We start from the raw sequence: 20,011 nt of genomic DNA on the forward strand, positions 1-20,011 counted from the left end.
TTGACACCTTCATACTTTTAACATCTTACATACTTACGCTTGAAACCAAGTCTTCCTCTATCAAGTTCTTTCTGAATACTTTCAGAAGCATTTAACAAATTGCTTTTTTTATTATCACGTTTGACTTCAACTATACCAACTTCTTTTGCAGTCTCGACTGCTTTTTCATGTAGTGGTACATATGAGATTGCCACAGTGTTTAGGAAATTATTCATAGCGGATTTTGTTCGTTCTGGAGAATGATGAATTGTATCTTTCACCATTCCAAGCATATCGGAAATTTTACTTTCGGAAAATTCATTGTCTTTGCGGTTTCCTAAAAGCCAACAGTAGCAACTCCAGCCTGCAGACATTTTAAGCTCGTCCCCACTTGCAATCCATTTATCAGCAACATCTTGTGCGATATTTGACTCTGATAAAGTTACTGCCACCACATAATCGGATAGCATATAAAAATATGCCCCGTCTATCCAGCGATCAAAATCAGATTCACTCATAGATTTTGGGTCGGCAATAATACCTGCAAAGTACATAGCATCGTAGTTACCTGTGGCATAAAGCTCTTCAGCTAACTCTTGATTTAATTTTATTTTTTTAGCGATTGGTTTCATAGCACCTGTAGCTACTCCGAATACTGGCTCATGCGCACCGTTAGATATGTATATTTTTTTCGTTCGTTCCTTACCTAGAGCCTCAAGTTCTTGCATAACTGTTTTAAAATCCATAGCTGTGCACTTCCTTCCTTCATGTAAGAGCCTTTTTAAGTCTTTCATATTTCTTATTTTAATACTAATTGTATTTAAGAGGTATGTCTACTTTCTAAAGGCATCGAAACTTGGTTTGAATTTTAGATGAAATAAAGAGCTAATTAAAAGGGTGGTATAATATAGAAAAAGTGAATGATGAAAATCAAATAGGGGGTATTCAATTGGAAATAAAATTGAATCGATTATATAGAGAGATAGCGGAAATGGTTCATGCCATGATTCCAGAAGAATGGGAGAAATTTTATTTTTATGCACAAATATCAGAAGCTGGAGGGGGAACTTACTTTTTTTATAACAACTTCAGAAATAAACAAAATTATAAGTATAGTGTAGAAATTCCTTTTAAATACGAAGTTAATGAAGAGGAGTTTGAAAGGAAAGAAGATTCTTTATATAAATTGAGTAAGGAATTAAGAGATGTTTTTAAAGATAATCAGCAAGAGCTTTGGTACTCTTTTACAATGTCTCTGGAACATAGTGGGGAATTTAACATGCATTTCGATTATACCAATTGGCTCGAAACAGAATATAGTTTTAGTGATCAAATGATTATTTGGAAACATAAATACTTAGGTGAAGTACCAATTAATGAAAATGATAAAGCGTTAATTAATAAGTATGATAATGAATTTCCGAATAACCCCATTTAACTAAATGGAAAGAAGAAATGTTTTTTATAAAAATTATGTGTTTTAAAGTAGTCGGTAAGTTATAAAATTGGTTCTGCAAGATAAAAAATAAAGGAGAACTACAATGGAAGTACACGGAATGGTTTCAATATGGTTCGGTAATATGCAAACGCAAGATCAGTTGGATACATATATAGATGTTACGTATGATGAAGAAGGAGACGCTATACCAGCGAGTTTTTTTGTTGATTTTAATATTGATATGATTGATGTAGATGAGGATTTTATTGAAAAGGAAGTGTTAGAAGAAGCGAGTGATGACATTTCTATGTTATTAACGGGATGTTCATATGATGACAAAATACTTTCTCGAATTAAGGAAGTAGTTAAATTAAATAAATGCTATAATTCTATCGTTTTAATTTATAATTTTCAGTATGACAATTCGGTTAGTAATTTTGAAGCTTTTGATTTTGTGACTGCTACAAGTTATCTATAGTTAGAAGCAAAGTATAGTAGAATAAAAATGCATTTGTATAGTTTTTCCAATGAATATTTGGTATGATGGTGAATGGGAAAAATATACAAGCAGTTAGTGGTTCATAAAAGGGGGATTGAATTGAAAAGAACGCCTGAATTTGTATTAGGTTTAATTGGTGGCATTTTGGGAATTATTATTTCCATAATATTAATAGTTGTAGCGTTTAATATTATGGAAGGTGTTGATTACGAACTTTTAGCTTATTACTCTATTATTTTAACGGTTCAAATAGGGTTGTTCATTTTATCGTGTTTAGTAAACAAGGTTAATAATAAAGTTTATGGAGTTTGTATGATTGTGATTCCTATAGTTATGTTATTTATGTCATTATTCTTTTTACTTATTCCGACAATTTTACAAATTATATCTGGTTCATTTGCATTTAGGACATTAAAGTTAGAATCGAATGTAAGCTAAATATAATTATTAACGTCTGAATATTCGGTTTTTTAAATGTTTTCGTTTGCAGTTCAAATTAACATAAAGTACAAAGTTGTACGCTTTAGGAGGAGAAATAGATGATTATTTGGTCTGGTTGGGGTTTTTTAGTCGCAATTATTGTAATTATTAATACTCTTTTGGGTAAGGCTATCTTTGGATCTATAACGGGGGACGCTACATATTTTCAAGACCATAGTTGGCCAATGGCGGTAATGTTTATTATATCAGGGGTTATGTCTTGGTATTTAGGTAAATATATTAATAAGCCAGATGGGAAAGTTTATATAGATGCCGAAACTGGTGAAAAAGTTATGTTTAACAAAAAGCACTCATTATTTTTTATAAAAATGGAATATTGGGGACCGATTCTAGGAGTTATTGCGATTGTAACTTTAATTACAAGATAAAAAAAGAGGATGGGTATAGTAAGAGTAATCTATTCAAGTAGAAGGAGAAATCAGTCATGAATGCAAAGAAACTACTAGGGGTAGCAGTTCCGGTCATGTTGTTATTTGGTTGTGGAGTTTCTGAGAAAACGAACACTTCTAAACAGGAGAAAACGGAAGAGTCTAAAGTAAAAGAATCGAAGTCTAATAGTAAGAAAGAAAAAGTTTCAAAGGAAGACTATCCTAATAAAGTGTATAAATTAGGAGTAGAGTTTGATAAGTTGTTTGCGGAGCATAACAATATTACAAGAGAGGTTTTTGACGGTAAGAAAAAGAAATCAGATATAGTAGATAGTGTGAAAGAATTAAATAAAACGTTAGATAAATTCGAGTCGATAGATCCCCCTGCAGAGTATGTAAATCAACAAAAGGATTTTGAAAAAGCAATTAGTTATTTTAGAGAGTCTTTTTCTTTAATAAATGAAGTATTCACCAGAAAAGAAAAAAGAGAAAAAGGTGATAAGACTGATAAAGAGTTAATAGAGAAATCTGAAAAGCTAGTGAAAGAAGGAGATATTTACTGGCTTAAGGCATTCAAAGATCTTGAAGGGGATATTAAAATCGGTGACGGTACAGTATCAATGAAAGATTTGAAAGAGTTAGATAAGAAAGCTGGAATTAATACAGATAACGTTATGAAGAATGTGAAGGATGGTACGGAATTAATCGGTAATTGGGGATTCCAAGGAACAGACGGTTTCAATATGTCACTCATTTTAAAAGGTGATAAGACATTTGAAACGTATGGTAAAGGTGAGTATCCAAATAAAAAGAATTATATTGAAGGAACTTGGGAATATGATAAGGAAGCTTTTACAATCTATTTACATCTCAATAAACGTTTAGTAGACGGTGTAGAAGATACAATTCAAAAAAAGAAAATAGCATATAAAGTTCAAGATTATGATGGGGAAAACTTGCGATTATTTAATGAGACGTCATTTAATACAATTAAGTATGTGAAGCAAAGTTAAAGTTATGTAGGACTAGGTTTAAATGGCCTGGTCCTTCATTAAAGTGCGAGTATGTAAATAATATGTTATCTTTCGTTCTGTTTACTTAGTATCATGTTATTCTTTAATAGAGTAATAAATGGAGTTTTGCATTAAATATATGAGGTTGGTTACAAATGATAAAAAAATTTACTAGATTAGTATTAATAGTGGTTATCCCAATCAGTCTTATTACAGGTTGTGGGGCTGCTGAAAAAACTGAAGCACAAAAGCCGAAAGCGGTACAAACGGAGAAAAAGGACTATATGGATTACTCATATGGTAGCAAAGGTATATTAGTAAGTGGCAAAGCGAAAGAACGGCAACAATACGAGATTGGATATATGGATGATAATAAGTTAATTGGGATTGACGAAAATATTGAAGACTGCATTATTTTAGATAATAAAGATGAAGCAGGTCTCATTTGGAAGCAAATAGAGCGTGGATCTATTATTGAAGTGCAATACGGTAAGGATCGCAATGATATCGTAGGCGTGCAATTCGTAGGAGATCGTGAGTCATATGAAATTAGTGATAAGTTTGATCGGAATACGATAAATGAGATTGTTGAAAACGTTAAAGGGAATTTGTAATAGATGTATTTCGATAGTATAGGATCTCTTATTATGAAATTGTGAATCAACGGCATTTTTTATATGAAAATGCCGTTGATTTGCGTTAAAAAATAAATGCTATTCTATAGTCTTATAGAAAAACACGTATTAATCATAAATCAATTATTCTTCGTTCAGCTGTGATGATCGCCGCAAGGTTATTATCCAAAATAAAAGAGCACAAGCACTAACAGATAAACCTAATATGCATACGCCATTCCAACCATATTTTGCATACGTATTTGTTGAAAGAATTGCACCTGTTGCACTACCGATAGAATAAAAAATCATGTAACTGGCAGTAAGTCGACTTCTTGCTTCGGGACGCACTGTGAACAGCATACTTTGATTGGTGACATGTACAGCTTGCACCGCTAAATCTAAGAGGATAATGCCGAAAATTAGTAATAATAGAGAGTGATTAATAGATTTAATTAGGAGCCATGAAAGTACTAATAAAGATAAAGCTATGCCAGTTGTTCTTTGTCCTAATCCTTTATCAGCTAATTGTCCAGCTTTAGTAGCAGCTAATGCACCTGCAACTCCAGCAAGGCCGAATGCACCAATAGCTGTATGTGAAAGATTATGTGGTGTAACACTTAGAGGTAATACTAAAGAAGTCCATAAAATACTGAATGAAGTGAAAATGAGCAATGCTAATATTCCGCGAATGCGTAGGAGTCGTTCTTCTACAAATAATAAGATTACAGAACGTATTAACTTCCGGTAAGGCATAGTTGTCATTCTGCTCTGTTCAAGAGTAGGTAAATTACGATATAACAAAACAGTTACGAATAGTATAAGTGTAGCGGAGGTGAGATAAACGGACCGCCATCCAGCTAAATCTGTTAATGCGCCTGCAAATGTACGCGCAAGGAGAATGCCTATTACAACGCCGCTTGTAACAAAACCTACTATGCGTCCACGTTCTGCTGGTTTTGCTAAAATGGATGCGTATGCGACGAGTGTTTGCGTAACTGTTGCAAGGATTCCTACTAAGGCCATACCTATAAAAAGTACGATGGCCGAAGGAGCGGTCCCAACTACAATTAAAGCGATAACAGATAAAAGCATTTGAATAATAATGAGTCTTTTTTGGTTTAATAAGTCACCAAGTGGAACTAATAAAAGTAATCCGAATGCATAACAAACTTGAGTAATAGTAATCACAATACCGATAGTTGAATGACTAATCTTAAATTCATTTGATAAAGAATCAAGTAGTGGATGAGCGAAATATATATTTGCCACCGCCATCCCACAAGCTATTGCGAATAATAGAGTCATGTAGCGGGACATGTTTGTGCTAATAGGTGAATGTAACTGGGGATCATTATGTTTTAGAGTGGTCATTATCTTTTCTTTGCTATTCATAAAATCAGCTCCATTTTGTATTGTTGTAAATAACGTACCGAACGGTATGTTATTTTGTAAGTAAAATATAATCTTGAGTAAATGTATATGTCAAGTTTATTCTAATTTAATTCCGTTTTCTTTGACAAATCGTTTATAATTTAATACGATATATAATATACTGATTGGTACATAAAGTGTTGGTTTATAATCTGAAAATGTAGAGGAAGGAGATATTTTTAAATGGCTCGACTACGCGAATTTGATGAAGAAAAAGCTTTGGATGCTGCTATGCAACTTTTTTGGGAGAAAGGATACGCTGCTACTTCATTAAGTGATCTAACTGCTAAAATGGAAATACAAAAACCGAGTTTATATTCAGCCTTTGGTGATAAAGAGGGTTTATTTGAAGTGGCATTAAGGAGATACACAAATTTACATGCGGCTAATATACGAACAAAACTTCAAAACGAACAATCTGTAAAAGAAGCAATTCGGATGTTTTTTGAAAATCTGGTGGAAGAGGAATATAAAAAAGAGTTCAGTAAAGGCTGTTTTTGTATTAACACAATGGTTGAGCTTGCTCCTCATAATGAAAAGTTTGAAGTACTGACTAGAGAACATCAAATGTATCTTGCAGTTATCTTTCAAGAATTAATCATGAAAGGAATTCGATCAGGAGAACTACAAAGTGATTTGAACGCTAAAGCATTAGCGCAAACATTAGTCACGTCCCTAATTGGATTAACAGTGTTAATGAAATCACGCCCAGAACGTTCCGTTATAGATAATTCGGTATCTATAATAGTGTCGTTAGTAAAATAATTTTTGATTGAGATGTTAATCAAAAATTAAATGTTAAGAAAGTCGATTCCTTATTAAAATAAGAAATCGACTTGTTATAATTATATATTTTGTAAGTTGTCTTTCCAAAAATTATAGCTATTATCAATAACTTCTTTTAATTTGAAATAATTTTCTCAAGTAACTTGCACGCGGTAGAGAGTTTCTCCATCGTCTGTAAAAACACCCGAGTAATCATCTATATACTTCCACTCATCCTCATTGTTAAAGTAGTACATTGCGAATTGGTTGCCCTCATCATTTAACATGTCGTCTACTAACACGCCATCCCAATTTATATAAATTTGTGTGCCAGTCATTTGTTTAAGTTTAAATTGATTATTTTGACGGCATTTGTAATTAGTTGTAAAATAATGTTTGTTGACGAATTTTATAAAAAGTATGTTAGATGAAATTCATCTGTAGGGATGACATATAAATATTTTCTTAATGGGTATAAAATATAGTAATTTAAATATATAAATAAAAAGAAAATGCGTTAGAAGTACATAGTAGATTCATATTTTAAAAAGTTAATGTGACAATAAAGGGAGGTTGAGATACATACACGGCGGGAATGTGTATGTATCTATTATAATAATGAATAAGACAATCAAACAACAAGTAATCGCACTATCAACAAGTCTAGTGATTTTAGGGAGCGTACCTTTATCAGTATCAGCAGAAGAGATAAACAACTCTCAAACTGATCAACTTAATATTGCCCAAGGAGAACACGGATCGAGCGGATTAAATTATTCTAATTTCAAGTTGGAAGTTCCTAATCATGTACAAATTAACGAAGCAGAAGTATCTGAAAATGAAAAAATGCTTTTAGAAGAATATAAGCATAAACATGATGAAACAGAAGAATTAAACAAAATGCAAGATGCTAAGAAGGGACAAGTAGCAGAAAAGGAAGCTATTTCAAACATTGAAAAGGCATTTGAATCTGTAGATGGTCGAAATGATGGGTCTGATCGTCAAATGAAACCTGTTGCAAAGCCAAGAGGTATTCAATATAGCGCACAGAGTACGAAGAAATATGGAACACTTGCAGGAGTTCCATTTGTGGAGTGGATTGTTCCAACAGGAAATCCTGATATTCGTCCTGCAAATCCGATGAAAGCACGTTACATTACAATTCATGAGACCGCAAATACAGCCGCTGGTGCTAATGCTGAAAATCATGCGAAATATTTATACAAGCAAGCAACTGAAGGCACTTTCCGAACAGCTTCATGGCATTTTACTGTAGACGATAAACAAATTTATCAACACTTACCAACAAACGAAAATGGTTGGCATGCAGGAGATGGAGATGGATCAGGAAACAGGGAATCTATCGGTATCGAGATCGCGGTTAACCAAGATGGTGATTACAATAAAGCATTAGAAAATGCAAAACGACTTGCAGGTTATTTAATGAACAAAGAAGGAATTGGTGCAGATCATATTTACAAGCATCAACAATGGAGCGGGAAAAAATGTCCTGACATTTTAATTTCACGTGGTAATTGGGCTGGTTTCGTACAAGGAATTCAGTGGTATGCAAATATAAATGCGCAGATTGATACGCCTTTACAAGATAAAAATGACTCATTTAATCCAAATGAAAATAATCCAGCTGAACCTAGCATGGAACTAGTGGTAAATGGTAGTGGCATCAATGTACGTAGTGATGCGGGTATTGAACATCGTGTTGTACGTAAAGCTTCAAACGGAGATCGTTACAAAGTATTAGCAGTTAAAAATGGTTGGTATAAAGTAGGTAATGGAGAATGGATTTTCTATGACCCAAGTTGGATTAAAATTAACTACAATGTACCAAAGGAAGAAGTACAAAAGCCAAAAGATGATATTACAGGTGGCTGGTTTGAAGGGCATATTCGTAAATTAAACAGTCTAGGTATTATGCAAGGCGAAGGTAATGGTGTATTTGCGCCATATCGAAATGTAACGAGAGCGGAGTTTGCGAAATTAATCTCCAATGCTCTTAAACTACCAGAGGGAAATAAGTCATTTGTAGATATTAATGAGGCACATCCATCACTTCATGACGGTATTAAACGTTGTGCAAGTGCAGGAATTATTAATGGTCGTGGTGAAGGGATTTTTGATCCTAACTCACCAATTACTCGTGAAGAAGTATCTATTATGATTGACAAAGCATTACGATATAAAGGAATTACAGGTGAGTTAGTAGCATTACCATTTACAGATAAGCATTTAATAACATACAAAGAATCGGTTCAACGATTATACAGTCTAAAGGTAGTTAATGGTATTGGAAATAATGAGTTTGATCCCCGAGGTACAGCAACTCGTGGTCAGGCAGCTGCCTTTATTGTGAAGATGTTAGATTCAATGCAAAAATAAAAGGAAACTTTAATCAGTGAGGGCCACTCGCATTGCAATCGAGCAGTTTATTCACCGAATTTTGAAATGAGAGTGTTACTGCCCGCAAATAGCAGAATAAATTGTATGTAGAAGCTGACATTGGTAGAAGTAAAAAATAAGAAGAATTTGAAAGGAGCTATCCAAAATAATAATTTGGAATAGTTCCTATTTAGTAGGAAGAACAAATTGTATTTCATAGATTGTAATGCAGAATGCCCCTCATAAGCCCCTCATAAGCCCCTCATAAGCCCCTCATAAGCCCCTCATAAGCCCCTACCAAGTAATAAATCACTAAAACAAAAACAAAAACAAAAACAACTACAAGAACAAAACAAGCACGAAAAAATGAAACCGGCGTTGTAGTAGTAAAAAAAATTGTAATTCGAATGCCAAAACCATTCCAGCATTCCTATTTTTATAATGAAGGATTAAAATCTTCCTATTTACTAGCAAAGAGTGGAGGGAAACATATGGCGGTATACCGTAATGTGCAGGTGAACTTTTGGCAAGATGAATTCATATTAGATTTAACGCCAGAGGAGCGTTATTTTTACATATATTTGTTAACTGGTACGAAAACGAAGCAATGTGGTATTTACATATTACCGAAGCGTGTGGCAGAGCTTGAAACAGGTTATAGTATGGAGACTGTTGAGAAGTTGCTAAACAGGTTTGTTGAGTATGGAAAGATTCTATATGATACGGAAACGAAAGAGGTATTCATAATAAACTGGTTACACTATAACCCTATTTCAAATACGAATGTAGAAAAGTGCGTATTACGTGAGTTAAAGACTGTAAAAAGTAATGAGTTCATACATATCTTTTTACGTAAATGCCTTGAAGAAGAATACACGATTCCATTATTACTGCAGCATTTTGGTATGCCAAAAGAAGAGGATAATAGTAGTTCACAAGTAGTTATTGAAGAGAAAGAAGAAGCGGAAGAGGTAGAAAGTATAGAAGAGGACGTTCCAAATAGTGAAGTTTATAAGTTTTATGAACAAAATATTAGTAGTTTATCCCCATATATTGTGAAAGAATTGAAGAATTGGATACAAAGACTTTCTGGAGAGAAAGTGTTAGAGGCACTTAAAATTGCGTTTGAAAATAATCAGAAAACGTTAGCTTATGTGAAGGGGATTTTGAGGAATTGGTGTAAGAAAGAACGAGTAGATTTTAGTGAAGGAATCCATAGGAGAGAAGTATTCGGTTTGTATGATCCATAGTTTGGATAAGGATTTTTTCTAGTCTAAAAGGTTCTTTTACTATAGAAGCGAATAGTGTGAGAAAGGGGTGGTTATATGGAAGTCGTTATAAAGAAGAAACGAAAAAGGGGAAAAAGAATTTTTATTTGGGCTAGTAGTATCGTTCTTTTTTTAGTTATTTCCGCTGTGATTTTTTTGAACATATATACGCTGAAATCTATGCCAAAGATAGATGGAACGATAAAGCTAGAGGATTTACAACATGCTGTTACAGTGAAGCGTGATAGTAAAGGTGTACCGCATATTAGATCGGAAAATGCACATGATTTATATTTTTCACAAGGATATGTACAAGCGCAAGATCGGTTGTTTCAAATGGATTTAAGTAGAAGACAAGCTTCTGGTATGTTAAGTGAAGTTGTTGGGGAAGCAGCTGTTGACCGAGATAAATTGTTTCGAACACTCGGTTTACGGCGAGCAGCAGAAGCCTCAGTTAGTCAATATGATGGGGAAGTAAAATATGTCCTGCAGTCATTTGCTGATGGGGTGAACGCTTTTATACGTGAGGCGAAAGCGGAAAAGAAATTACCAGTTGAGTTTACTATATTAGGTTATGAACCTGCTGAGTGGTCAATTGTTGATACTTTAACAATTGGAAAGTATATGGCGTTTGACTTAGGAGGACATTGGCATGGACAGGCGTTTCGATATTGGGCGCTGAAAAACCTTCCGAAAGAGCAAGCAAATGAGCTATTTCCTAAATATCCGAAAGATGCTCCTAGATTGCTAGCTGAACTGAAAAATACAAATGTGGACGTAGCGCAAAGTTTTTCAAAAACGATAATTCCCCCGGAGTTTAACGGTAGTAATAACTGGGTTGTGAGCGGTGAGAAGAGTGCGTCAGGTAAGCCGATTTTAGCAGATGATCCTCATTTATCTCTTGCGACGCCTTCTATTTGGTATCAAACGCGACTTGAAATGAAAGGTTTAAATGTGAGTGGCGTTATTTTCGCTGGAGTACCAGGTGTTATATTAGGCCATAATGAAAAAATAGCGTGGGGCGTTACGAATACGGGGCCTGATGTGCAAGATTTATATATTGAGAAGAGAAATCCTAATAATGAAAATGAATTTCTGTATAACGATAAATGGGAGAAAGCTACCGTTGTTAACGAGTCGATTAAAGTAAAAGGCAGGAAGACAATTCCTTATAACGTTACGATTACGAGACATGGGCCAGTAATTTCAGAGTTTGCGGATAAGGGAAAGGAAAAAAAGCAAACCGTATTCTCTTTAAAGTGGACAGCTTTAGAACCGTCAGCTGAGTTAAAAGCTGTATTAAATATGAACAAAGCAAAAGACTGGAATGAGTTTGAAACCGCTCTTCAAGATTTTCATACACCAACCCAAAACTTTGTGTTTGCATCAAACGACGGTACAATTGCTTATAAAGCGAATGGAAATATACCAGTGCGTAAAAAAGGTGATGGTAGCTTGCCTGTTCCAGGATGGACAGATGAATATGAATGGGAAGGGTATATTCCATTTGATCAATTACCGAAAGTTGTAAATCCGAAAGAAGGGTTTATTTCAACTGCGAATAATAAAATTGTTGATGATGATTATCCGTACCATATTAGCGATACGTGGGCGCAGCCATATAGGCAAATGCGTATTCAAGAATTTTTGCAAGAGAAGGAAAAGTATACGGTGAAAGATTTAGAAGAGTTACAGATGGATCAAAAGAATTTATATGGGAAAGAGTTTACTCCTATATTTTTAAAAGAGTTAAATAAAGCATCTTTAAATGAGGTAGAGAAAGAAGGCGTAAACCAATTAACAAAGTGGAATTTTTACGATAGTAAAGATGAAGCGGCACCATTAATATTCCATTTGTTAATGAAAGAGATTTCAAATACGTTATTTTCAAAAGAAATACCGAAAGATGTAATGGAGTTATTTAAAGGGAAGTCACAAGTTGTTGATGAATTGATTCGAAAAGAAGTAGCGGGAGAAAATAGCGCTTGGTTTACGAAGTACGGAGGGTTAACAAAAGTTGTGCATACATCGTACGAGAATGTAATGAAGAAATTGCAGAAGGAATATGGACCCGATGTTGGGGGCTGGAAGTGGGGCGATTATCATCAACTCGCTTTTACACATCCAATTTCGAAATCATCGAGTATGTTAGCATTACTAGCTTTTAATCGTGAGAAACCAGTTCCGATTGGGGGAAGTCAAGTTACCGTTCAAGCAGCGAGTTACGGCGATAACGGCATTGTAAATCACGGGGCTTCTTGGCGATTCGTTATTGATACGAAAGATATGTCAAACGGTTATCATATCGTAGGACCAGGACAGTCGGGACATTTTAGAAGCGATTGGTATCATGATCAAATAGATGATTGGGTAAATGGCACGTATCATACGACTACTTTAAATACAGATGGAATTGAAGGGAAAGTATTAACTTTGCAGCCGAAGTGATAGTAAGTTCTTATTTGTAGATGGCCCAGCTTTATGAAGTAATAATCCTTCGGCTAATGAAAGTTTTGCATAATAAAAGAGACTCTTACGATTGTAAGAGTCTCTTTTATTATGATAATGGATAAAATATCCTTTTTGTAAATGAGCGACAAATTTTGACAAAATATTGTACAGAGACTTGTTATAATAGATTTTGGAATATTATGTTTATTAAACAGAGGATGAAGTAGTGTACAACAAGGAAAATTTCTTAATAGTCGCAGTGAAATCTAATAGGGGGATTTAATATGAGCATTAAAGTAATGAGAGCAACAGGGATAATGGGCGGAGCAGCAAGAGTTGCTGTAAAGGTAGATAACGAAGTAGTAATAAAACTTGAGAATAACGAAGAATATACGCTTCCTTTTGAATTAGGTGAAGCGAATATTAAAGTAAAACAATTCTTTTTTGGAAGTAAAGAAAAGAAAGTAAAGGATGGCGATGTAGTAGGAATTAAGATAAATAGTATTGCCATGCTATTACTGATAGTGTCAATGATAGCTGTTTTATTCGGTTCGTCAATTGGTATAAATATTGTTGTTTTTGGTGTAATAGGAGCTTTAGTTACGTTAGTATACGGATTGAATAACTGGTTTTGTTTAGAGGTTAAATAATTATTGTATATATATTTATTTCAGTTGATTTACTATACATGGGATGAAAATATTTTTAAGTGGGAAATGGAGAGAATCAGTATGAAGAAAATGGTTGTAATATCTAGTTTGGCGCTAATAGTAGGTTTAACAACTGGTTGTAGCAGCGAAAAAACAAGTGGACCTAAAACAGTATCTGTAAAAAAAGAAAAAGAGTTAGTAGCGAAAGATATTTTTAAAAAAGCAGCTGACGGATTAAAACAAGAGGAATATCTTACATTGACATCTCTTATGTCAATGAAGGGGAGCGGCCAATCAGAAGAAATTAAAATGAAAATACAGATGGAGCCGAAACTGAAGAATTCTAGAGCTGAAATGAAAATAAGTGGTACAGATATTGTAACGTATGAAGTAGATGGAAAGGTCGCTGCTCAAGTGAAAAACCCTGATACAGGAGAGTTAGTTACGATACCTAATGATCAATTTAATGTAAATGATGTAATGGTCAGTAAAAATTTACTTAATGAGTTAGATTTACCGGAAGCTTTGGCTAAGAAAATGAAAGCAAAGAAAGATGGAGACACATATAAACTTACACTTGAATTAAAGGGAAAAGAAGCGGTAGATACGTTACAAAAAATTAATGGAGATATGAAAAAATTAACGGAAGGATTTAATATGGATGCGTTTAACATTGAATATATAATAACAAAAGATTATAAATTTGAAGAGATGCGAACAACTATAACAGTGAGTGAAAGTAACTCAGATAAAAAAGCTAGTACAGATAAGCAAAAATTGGATGCAGTTGTGAGTATAAAGATTGATTCATATGAAAAGTTTGATTCAATTAAGTTACCAGAAGGGATTCAATAATTTCAATCGTAAAAGGATAAAAAGGAGCGGAAATCTGCTCCTTTTTTATTTTTCCTACTATTTTTAGAAGATTTATATGAATATAGTTGAACGGCACTTCATTTTTTTCTGGAATAAATGTGAAACGTTGTATAAAATAATCAAGAAAGCCAAAAATTATAGGGGGAAAGTTGTGAAGGAAAATAAGAGTTTAATAAGTTTTTTAGGAGTGTTTATTATGTTGTTTTCTTTTTGTTTTCAAGGAAATGTACAGGCAGATGTAAATACTGTTCAATCTGGAAAAATCAAATCAGGAAACGTAACAGTATGGGAAGTTGGAAATGTAGCGAAAGTATTAGCGGATGTGGAGCGCTTAAATTTAAATACAGTAAATGTACCGATTCAAGTGGATATCCCAAATGTGACTTCTACTAACATGGTAATTAATCAAGCGCAAAAGCAACAAGCTATTATTTTAATTCAAGAATTATTAAAGCGTAATATTCAAGTTATAGTGGAACCGTTCCCGTATATTCAGCAGGGGAATGTTGGAGAGACAGAATGGAACCCAAGTAACATTAATGATTTCTTCTGGAATTGGAAGACGGTTATTCTGCAAGATATTTTTAATTCCATTACAAGTAAATACAATGTGTATGGACTAAAGATTGCTTCTAATTTCGTGAATATGGAGTATGCAGAAGGATACTGGAGCAATACAATTGATTTTGTTCGTAATCAGTATAAAGGAAATGTTTTGTATCAAATGAACTGGTGGTTAACAGCAAGCTGGGATCCTTCTTATGAAGCGAAGTTTATAGAGAAAATAAACCGTCCGTATTTAAAGAAGGTAGATATTGTTAGTATCGATAGTTGGTTTGAAGTTTCTGGAAAAAGAAATCCGTCATATGAAGAAGTGAAGCAAAGTTTATTTGCGACGACAGTATATAACCGTGGACAAAATGTTGTTCAGCAATTGGAACAATTACATAATGCAACAGGAAAGCCCGTTTATTTTGGTGGATTTAACGTTCCAGCGCGTGAACTTGGACTGCAAAATCCGTGGAATCCAGATGTTTCTAATGTGTTTTCGAAAGATGTACAATTAAATGGATGGCGTGCTTACCGCGATGTATTAGAACCGAAACCATATTTTAAAGGTTTTTCAATTTGGTTTATTGGCTCTAATGATAGTACACATCCGTATCAAATACATAGTAAAGAAGCGGAGGCAGTTATTAACGGCTGGTACCGAAAATAATTTTTACAAAATAGGTAAGTTTTGAAGTTTACTACATATATTTCTAGTGAAAGGCCTTTCACCATCTTATCACCTAGGGGGCAATCATAATGAAATTTTTGTCTTACCTTACAGTAATTTTGGTGATTCTCGGCGGTTTGAATTGGTTGTTTGTAGCGTTAGATTACAATGTAGTTGAGAAATGGTTTGGTTCTATGCCGGCGCTTGTGGACACTATTTATTGGCTCTTTGGTCTTTCTGCTATTTATCAAATTTTTGATCGGTTCTTTACGAACGACTAGCTATTATTATTCTATTATTAGAGTGTTAAGTGCGATTATGTACTTAACACTTTTTTATGTATATATAAAAAGTCTGCACTTGCAAGCGATTCCATCGCGTCTTGCGCCGTAATAATAGAAAACAAATTGACCATATATTATATTTCAGGTTATAATTCAGAAAGTTTAAAAAATAATCGAATGAGAAATAGGGAGGTTATGAGGGTGATGGAGAGAGTCTATAATTTTTCAGCAGGACCATCAATACTCCCTTTGCCAGTTTTAGAGAAAGTGCAAAAGGAGCTATTAAATTATAACGGGACAGGCATGTCTATTATGGAAATGAGTCATCGATCTTCTTATTTTCAAAGTATTATAGAGGAAGCGAGTAACTTACTTCGTGAATTAATGAGCATCCCTGATGAGTATGAAGTTTTATTTTTACAAGGCGGTGCGTCATTACAATTTTCTATGATACCACTGAACTTAATGAATACGTATAAAAAAGCTGGATACGTACTAACTGGCTCATGGTCTAAAAAAGCACTACAAGAAGCCGAAAAAGTTGGGGAAGTACAAGTGATTGCTTCTTCTGAAAAAGAGAGGTTTACTACGATTCCTAAACTGGATGGTTTACTAAGCGATGAAAAACTAAATTATGTACATATTACAACGAACAATACAATTGAGGGAACGAAATATGTGGACATTCCACATATAGAAAGAGTGCCGCTCGTTGCGGATATGTCCTCAAATATTTTATCAGAACGATATGATGTTTCGAAGTTTGGTCTTATATACGCGGGAGCGCAAAAGAATTTAGGACCTGCGGGCGTAACGATTGCTATTATAAAAAGAGATTTAATTGGGGGAGCAGATCGCTCTTGTCCGACAATGTTAAATTATGAAACTTACAGTAAAAATAACTCCTTATATAATACACCGCCATCCTTTAGTATTTACGTAACAAAACTTGTACTAGAGTGGTTGAAAGAGCAAGGCGGAGTATCTGCGATTGAAGAACAAAATAAAATGAAATCTTCACTTCTTTATCATTTTTTAGATGAATCTAAATTGTTTACTTCACCAGTTGACCCTGCGTATCGATCACTTATGAACATTCCATTTACAACGCCGTCAGAAGAACTTAACAATGAGTTTTTACAAAAAGCGAAGGAACGCGGTTTCGTTACGTTAAAAGGACATCGCTCAGTCGGTGGTATGCGTGCAAGTATTTACAATGCGATGCCAGTGGAAGGTGTAAAACAATTAGTGAATTATATGAAGGAATTTGAGCTTGAGAATAGATAGGGAGATGGGGATATGTTTCGTGTTCAAACGTTAAATCAAATTGCAGAAAAAGGTTTGCAAGTCTTTAGTGAAGAACGTTATGAAGTAGGGGATAGAATCAATCACCCAGATGGGATTTTGCTTCGTAGCTACTCTTTACATCAAGAAGAGTTTTCAAAAGACTTAAAGGCGATTGCAAGAGCTGGCGCTGGTGTAAATAATATTCCTGTCGAGCGATGTACAGAAAAAGGAATTGTAGTATTTAACACGCCGGGGGCAAATGCAAACGCCGTAAAGGAGCTCATTATTGCCAGTCTTATTATGTCTTCACGTAACATTATTAATGGTGTAAGTTGGACGAAAAACTTAGAGGGTGAAGAAGTACCACAGCTTGTTGAATCAGGAAAAAAACAATTTGTTGGATCAGAAATTGCAGGGAAACGTCTAGGTGTTATCGGACTTGGCGCAATCGGTGCTTTAGTTGCGAACGATGCGTTAGCGTTAGGGATGGATGTTATCGGATATGATCCTTATATTTCAGTTGAAACAGCTTGGCGTCTTTCTACACATGTGCAAAGAGCGTTTAGCCTTGATGAAATTTTTGCAACGTGTGATTATATTACACTGCATATTCCTCTTACGAATCAAACGAAGGGGATTATTGGGGAACACGCTGTAGAGAAGATGAAAAGAGGGATGCGTCTATTTAATTTCTCTAGAGGAGAACTTGTAGATGAAAAGGTTCTTCAAAAAGCATTAGAAGAAGATATTATTACACATTACGTAACGGACTTCCCGAATGAAAATGTAATAAAGATGAAAAATGTAACAGCGACGCCTCATCTTGGTGCATCTACGTCTGAATCAGAAGAAAATTGTGCAGTAATGGCAGCACGTCAATTACGTGAATATTTAGAGACAGGAAATATTCGTAATTCAGTAAACTATCCAAACGTCGAGCTTCCATATATCGGAAAGAAACGAATTACAATTATGCATCAAAACGTCCCGAATATGGTAGGGCAAATTACAGGATGTTTAGCAGAACATCATATTAATATTGCCGATATGATTAATCGTAGTAAACATTCTTGGGCATACACAATGATTGATATCGATAACGGAATTGATGATATAATAAAAGAGAATATTGTAGAAAATATAAGCAAAATTACAGGTGTTGTAGCCGTTCGAATGATTGTGTAAAGGAGAGAGGAATGTGGCAAAAATACGACCGTTTCGGGCCATTCGTCCAGTAGAGGAAAAAGCGGCACAAGTGGCAGCTTTACCGTATGACGTATTAAATAGTGAAGAGGCAAGGGAAGTTGTAAAAGGGAATCCATATTCTTTCTTGCATGTTGATAAAGCAGAAATTGATTTAGATCCTGAATTGTCACCGTATGATGATCGCGTGTATGAAAAAGCGGGCGACAATTTAAAGCAATTTATACGAGAAGAAGTGTTCATACAAGATGAAGAGCCAGCGCTATATATTTATGAACTGACGATGCAAGGAAGAACGCAGTCAGGTCTTGTCGTTTGTACATCTATTGATGAGTATGAAGATGATACAATTAAAAAACATGAAAGAACACGTCATGAAAAAGAGCTAGATCGTATTCGCCACGTAGATGTGTGTGACGCAAATACAGGTCCTATCTTTTTAACGTACCGTACAAAAGATGAAGTAAAGCATTTAATTAGAAGTTGGAAAGAAGAACATGCGCCAATTTATACATTTACAGCAGAAGATGGTGTTAAGCATGTTGCGTGGAAGATTGTAGATGAAGATGTAATTACGACTTTAGTAAACTCATTTGAAGATATTCCTAATCTTTATATTGCAGATGGGCATCACCGTTCTGCATCAGCTGCAAAAGTAGGACTTATGCGAAGAGAACAATATCCAAATTACACAGGAGAAGAGGAATTTAATTTCTTCTTATCAGTTCTATTCCCTCATGATGAATTATCGATTTGGGACTATAACCGAGTTGTGAAAGATTTAAATGGCTTATCAGAGGAACAGTTTTTAAATCAAATTACGCAGTACTTTTATGTAGAAGAAGCAACTGTTTCTCCGTATAAACCAAATGAGCCCAAATCATTTGGTATGTATGTAAATGAGAAGTGGTATAAGCTTACTGTGAAAGAAGAAACATTTGATGCGAATGATCTTGTTAGAGGTTTGGATGTATCTATCCTGCAAGATCATTTATTAAGCCAAGTACTTGAAATACATGATCCGCGTTCTGATTCACGCATTGATTTTGTAGGCGGAATAAGGGGGCTACAAGAACTAGAACGCCTTGTGAACAGCGGCGAATACAAAGCAGCATTCTCATTATATCCGACATCTATGGAAGATTTATTAGCAATCGCAGATGCCGGAGAAGTCATGCCGCCGAAATCAACGTGGTTTGAACCGAAACTGCGTAGTGGGTTGTTTGTTCATTCGTTAAAGTAAATATTGACTTCTATAGTTTTGAAAAACCGAAATGATTATAGTTTCGGTTTTTCTTATTTATAAAGTGTTTTTGAGGAGGGGTATAGATGAAATTGCAAGTAGGCGAAAAAATCACCTTTGAGCGAACTTTTACGAAAGAGGATGTTGTTTTATTTACGGAAGTATCGAAAGATGAAGGTGTTCATCATGTTACACCAGATGAGCAGGGGAGATTTGTTGTACAAGGACTGTTAACATCAACGTTGCCTACAAAAATTGGCGGTGATTATAACGTACTAGCTCGCAAGATGGATTTTGAATTTGTACGTCCTGTTTTTAGCGGTGATACGATTCGTTGTGACGTAACTATTGAACAATTTGAGCCCGATGAAAAAAATCGTACAAAAATTATTGCGATGTTTATATGTAGGAATCAACTTGAAAAAGAAGTTATGCAGGGGAGTTTTTCTGGGATTATTCTTTAGTTAGTAGGAAAAGTAATGAATAGGTGGGGGGCACATGCCTCTCGGGCTTAGATTTTTA

Annotated in this window: 20 protein-coding genes and 1 pseudogene; 18 read left to right on the top strand and 3 right to left on the bottom strand. The window is 34.6% G+C overall.

Annotated features, from left to right (window positions below):
* Positions 1–17: 17 nt before the first annotated feature.
* Positions 18–725, bottom strand: a complete 708-nt coding sequence (locus C4S65_RS04530; RefSeq protein WP_061666904.1) for a DNA alkylation repair protein — start codon at positions 723–725, stop codon at positions 18–20.
* 203 nt (positions 726–928) lie between these two features.
* On the opposite strand from C4S65_RS04530, the gene C4S65_RS04535 reads away from it, so the two are divergent.
* From C4S65_RS04535 to C4S65_RS04560, 6 genes are all read left to right on the top strand, one after another.
* Positions 929–1,417, top strand: coding sequence for an antitoxin YezG family protein (locus C4S65_RS04535; RefSeq protein WP_061666905.1), 489 nt, complete (start codon positions 929–931; stop codon positions 1,415–1,417).
* Positions 1,418–1,520: 103 nt separating this feature from the next.
* Positions 1,521–1,895 (top strand): immunity 22 family protein, encoded by a 375-nt coding sequence (locus C4S65_RS04540; protein WP_061666906.1) that lies wholly within the window; start codon positions 1,521–1,523, stop codon positions 1,893–1,895.
* A gap of 120 nt (positions 1,896–2,015) precedes the next feature.
* On the top strand, positions 2,016–2,354 hold the full coding sequence (locus C4S65_RS04545) for a DUF4064 domain-containing protein (protein ID WP_000831724.1): 339 nt from the start codon (positions 2,016–2,018) through the stop codon (positions 2,352–2,354).
* Between the two features lie 101 nt (positions 2,355–2,455).
* On the top strand, positions 2,456–2,785 hold the full coding sequence (locus tag C4S65_RS04550; RefSeq protein ID WP_000587853.1) for a hypothetical protein: 330 nt from the start codon (positions 2,456–2,458) through the stop codon (positions 2,783–2,785).
* A gap of 56 nt (positions 2,786–2,841) precedes the next feature.
* Complete coding sequence (locus C4S65_RS04555) at positions 2,842–3,798, top strand: DUF3994 domain-containing protein (protein ID WP_061666907.1); 957 nt, start codon at positions 2,842–2,844, stop codon at positions 3,796–3,798.
* 155 nt (positions 3,799–3,953) lie between these two features.
* A complete protein-coding gene (locus C4S65_RS04560) occupies positions 3,954–4,412 on the top strand; it encodes a hypothetical protein (RefSeq protein WP_000591634.1) in 459 nt (152 codons plus the stop codon).
* A 144-nt stretch (positions 4,413–4,556) separates the two neighbouring features.
* Here the strand turns inward: C4S65_RS04560 and C4S65_RS04565 are convergent, their stop codons facing one another.
* Complete coding sequence (locus C4S65_RS04565) at positions 4,557–5,807, bottom strand: MFS transporter (RefSeq protein ID WP_061666908.1); 1,251 nt, start codon at positions 5,805–5,807, stop codon at positions 4,557–4,559.
* A gap of 222 nt (positions 5,808–6,029) precedes the next feature.
* Between C4S65_RS04565 and C4S65_RS04570 the strand changes: the two genes are divergently transcribed.
* Positions 6,030–6,611, top strand: a complete 582-nt coding sequence (locus tag C4S65_RS04570; RefSeq protein ID WP_000113327.1) for a TetR/AcrR family transcriptional regulator — start codon at positions 6,030–6,032, stop codon at positions 6,609–6,611.
* A gap of 80 nt (positions 6,612–6,691) precedes the next feature.
* Here C4S65_RS04570 and C4S65_RS35660 read toward each other — a convergent pair.
* A pseudogene (locus tag C4S65_RS35660) lies at positions 6,692–6,970 on the bottom strand (hypothetical protein); the annotation flags it as partial.
* Positions 6,971–7,229: 259 nt separating this feature from the next.
* Here C4S65_RS35660 and C4S65_RS04580 point away from each other — a divergent pair.
* The 11 genes from C4S65_RS04580 (at position 7,230) to C4S65_RS04635 (ending at position 19,953) form a co-directional block, all read left to right on the top strand.
* Complete coding sequence (locus C4S65_RS04580) at positions 7,230–9,008, top strand: S-layer homology domain-containing protein (protein WP_061666932.1); 1,779 nt, start codon at positions 7,230–7,232, stop codon at positions 9,006–9,008.
* A gap of 407 nt (positions 9,009–9,415) precedes the next feature.
* Positions 9,416–10,258 (top strand): DnaD domain protein, encoded by an 843-nt coding sequence (locus tag C4S65_RS04590; RefSeq protein WP_141526931.1) that lies wholly within the window; start codon positions 9,416–9,418, stop codon positions 10,256–10,258.
* Positions 10,259–10,333: 75 nt separating this feature from the next.
* On the top strand, positions 10,334–12,724 hold the full coding sequence (locus C4S65_RS04595) for a penicillin acylase family protein (protein WP_000454316.1): 2,391 nt from the start codon (positions 10,334–10,336) through the stop codon (positions 12,722–12,724).
* 287 nt (positions 12,725–13,011) lie between these two features.
* Positions 13,012–13,377, top strand: coding sequence for a hypothetical protein (locus C4S65_RS04600; protein WP_061666910.1), 366 nt, complete (start codon positions 13,012–13,014; stop codon positions 13,375–13,377).
* A gap of 81 nt (positions 13,378–13,458) precedes the next feature.
* Positions 13,459–14,232: a DUF6612 family protein gene (locus C4S65_RS04605; RefSeq protein ID WP_000738992.1), complete on the top strand. Its 774-nt coding sequence runs from the start codon at positions 13,459–13,461 to the stop codon at positions 14,230–14,232.
* Between the two features lie 172 nt (positions 14,233–14,404).
* Positions 14,405–15,472 (top strand): hypothetical protein, encoded by a 1,068-nt coding sequence (locus C4S65_RS04610; protein ID WP_061666911.1) that lies wholly within the window; start codon positions 14,405–14,407, stop codon positions 15,470–15,472.
* An 89-nt stretch (positions 15,473–15,561) separates the two neighbouring features.
* Entirely contained in the window at positions 15,562–15,753 is a 192-nt protein-coding gene (locus C4S65_RS04615; RefSeq protein WP_000670801.1) for a DUF378 domain-containing protein, read from the top strand.
* 207 nt (positions 15,754–15,960) lie between these two features.
* Entirely contained in the window at positions 15,961–17,043 is a 1,083-nt protein-coding gene (serC, locus tag C4S65_RS04620; protein WP_042973357.1) for a 3-phosphoserine/phosphohydroxythreonine transaminase, read from the top strand.
* A gap of 12 nt (positions 17,044–17,055) precedes the next feature.
* Positions 17,056–18,228 carry a 3-phosphoglycerate dehydrogenase family protein gene (locus tag C4S65_RS04625; protein ID WP_000490221.1) on the top strand — a complete coding sequence of 391 codons (1,173 nt, stop codon included), beginning with the start codon at positions 17,056–17,058 and terminating at the stop codon, positions 18,226–18,228.
* A 13-nt stretch (positions 18,229–18,241) separates the two neighbouring features.
* Positions 18,242–19,489, top strand: coding sequence for a DUF1015 family protein (locus C4S65_RS04630; RefSeq protein ID WP_001063079.1), 1,248 nt, complete (start codon positions 18,242–18,244; stop codon positions 19,487–19,489).
* A gap of 86 nt (positions 19,490–19,575) precedes the next feature.
* The gene (locus C4S65_RS04635; protein WP_048544764.1) at positions 19,576–19,953 is read left to right on the top strand and encodes a MaoC/PaaZ C-terminal domain-containing protein; all 378 of its coding nucleotides are present in this window, start codon (positions 19,576–19,578) and stop codon (positions 19,951–19,953) included.
* Positions 19,954–20,011: the final 58 nt, after the last annotated feature.

It is taken from the genome of Bacillus sp. ok061, from assembly GCF_900108285.1.
In the GTDB taxonomy this organism is placed as follows: domain Bacteria; phylum Bacillota; class Bacilli; order Bacillales; family Bacillaceae_G; genus Bacillus_A; species Bacillus_A thuringiensis_S.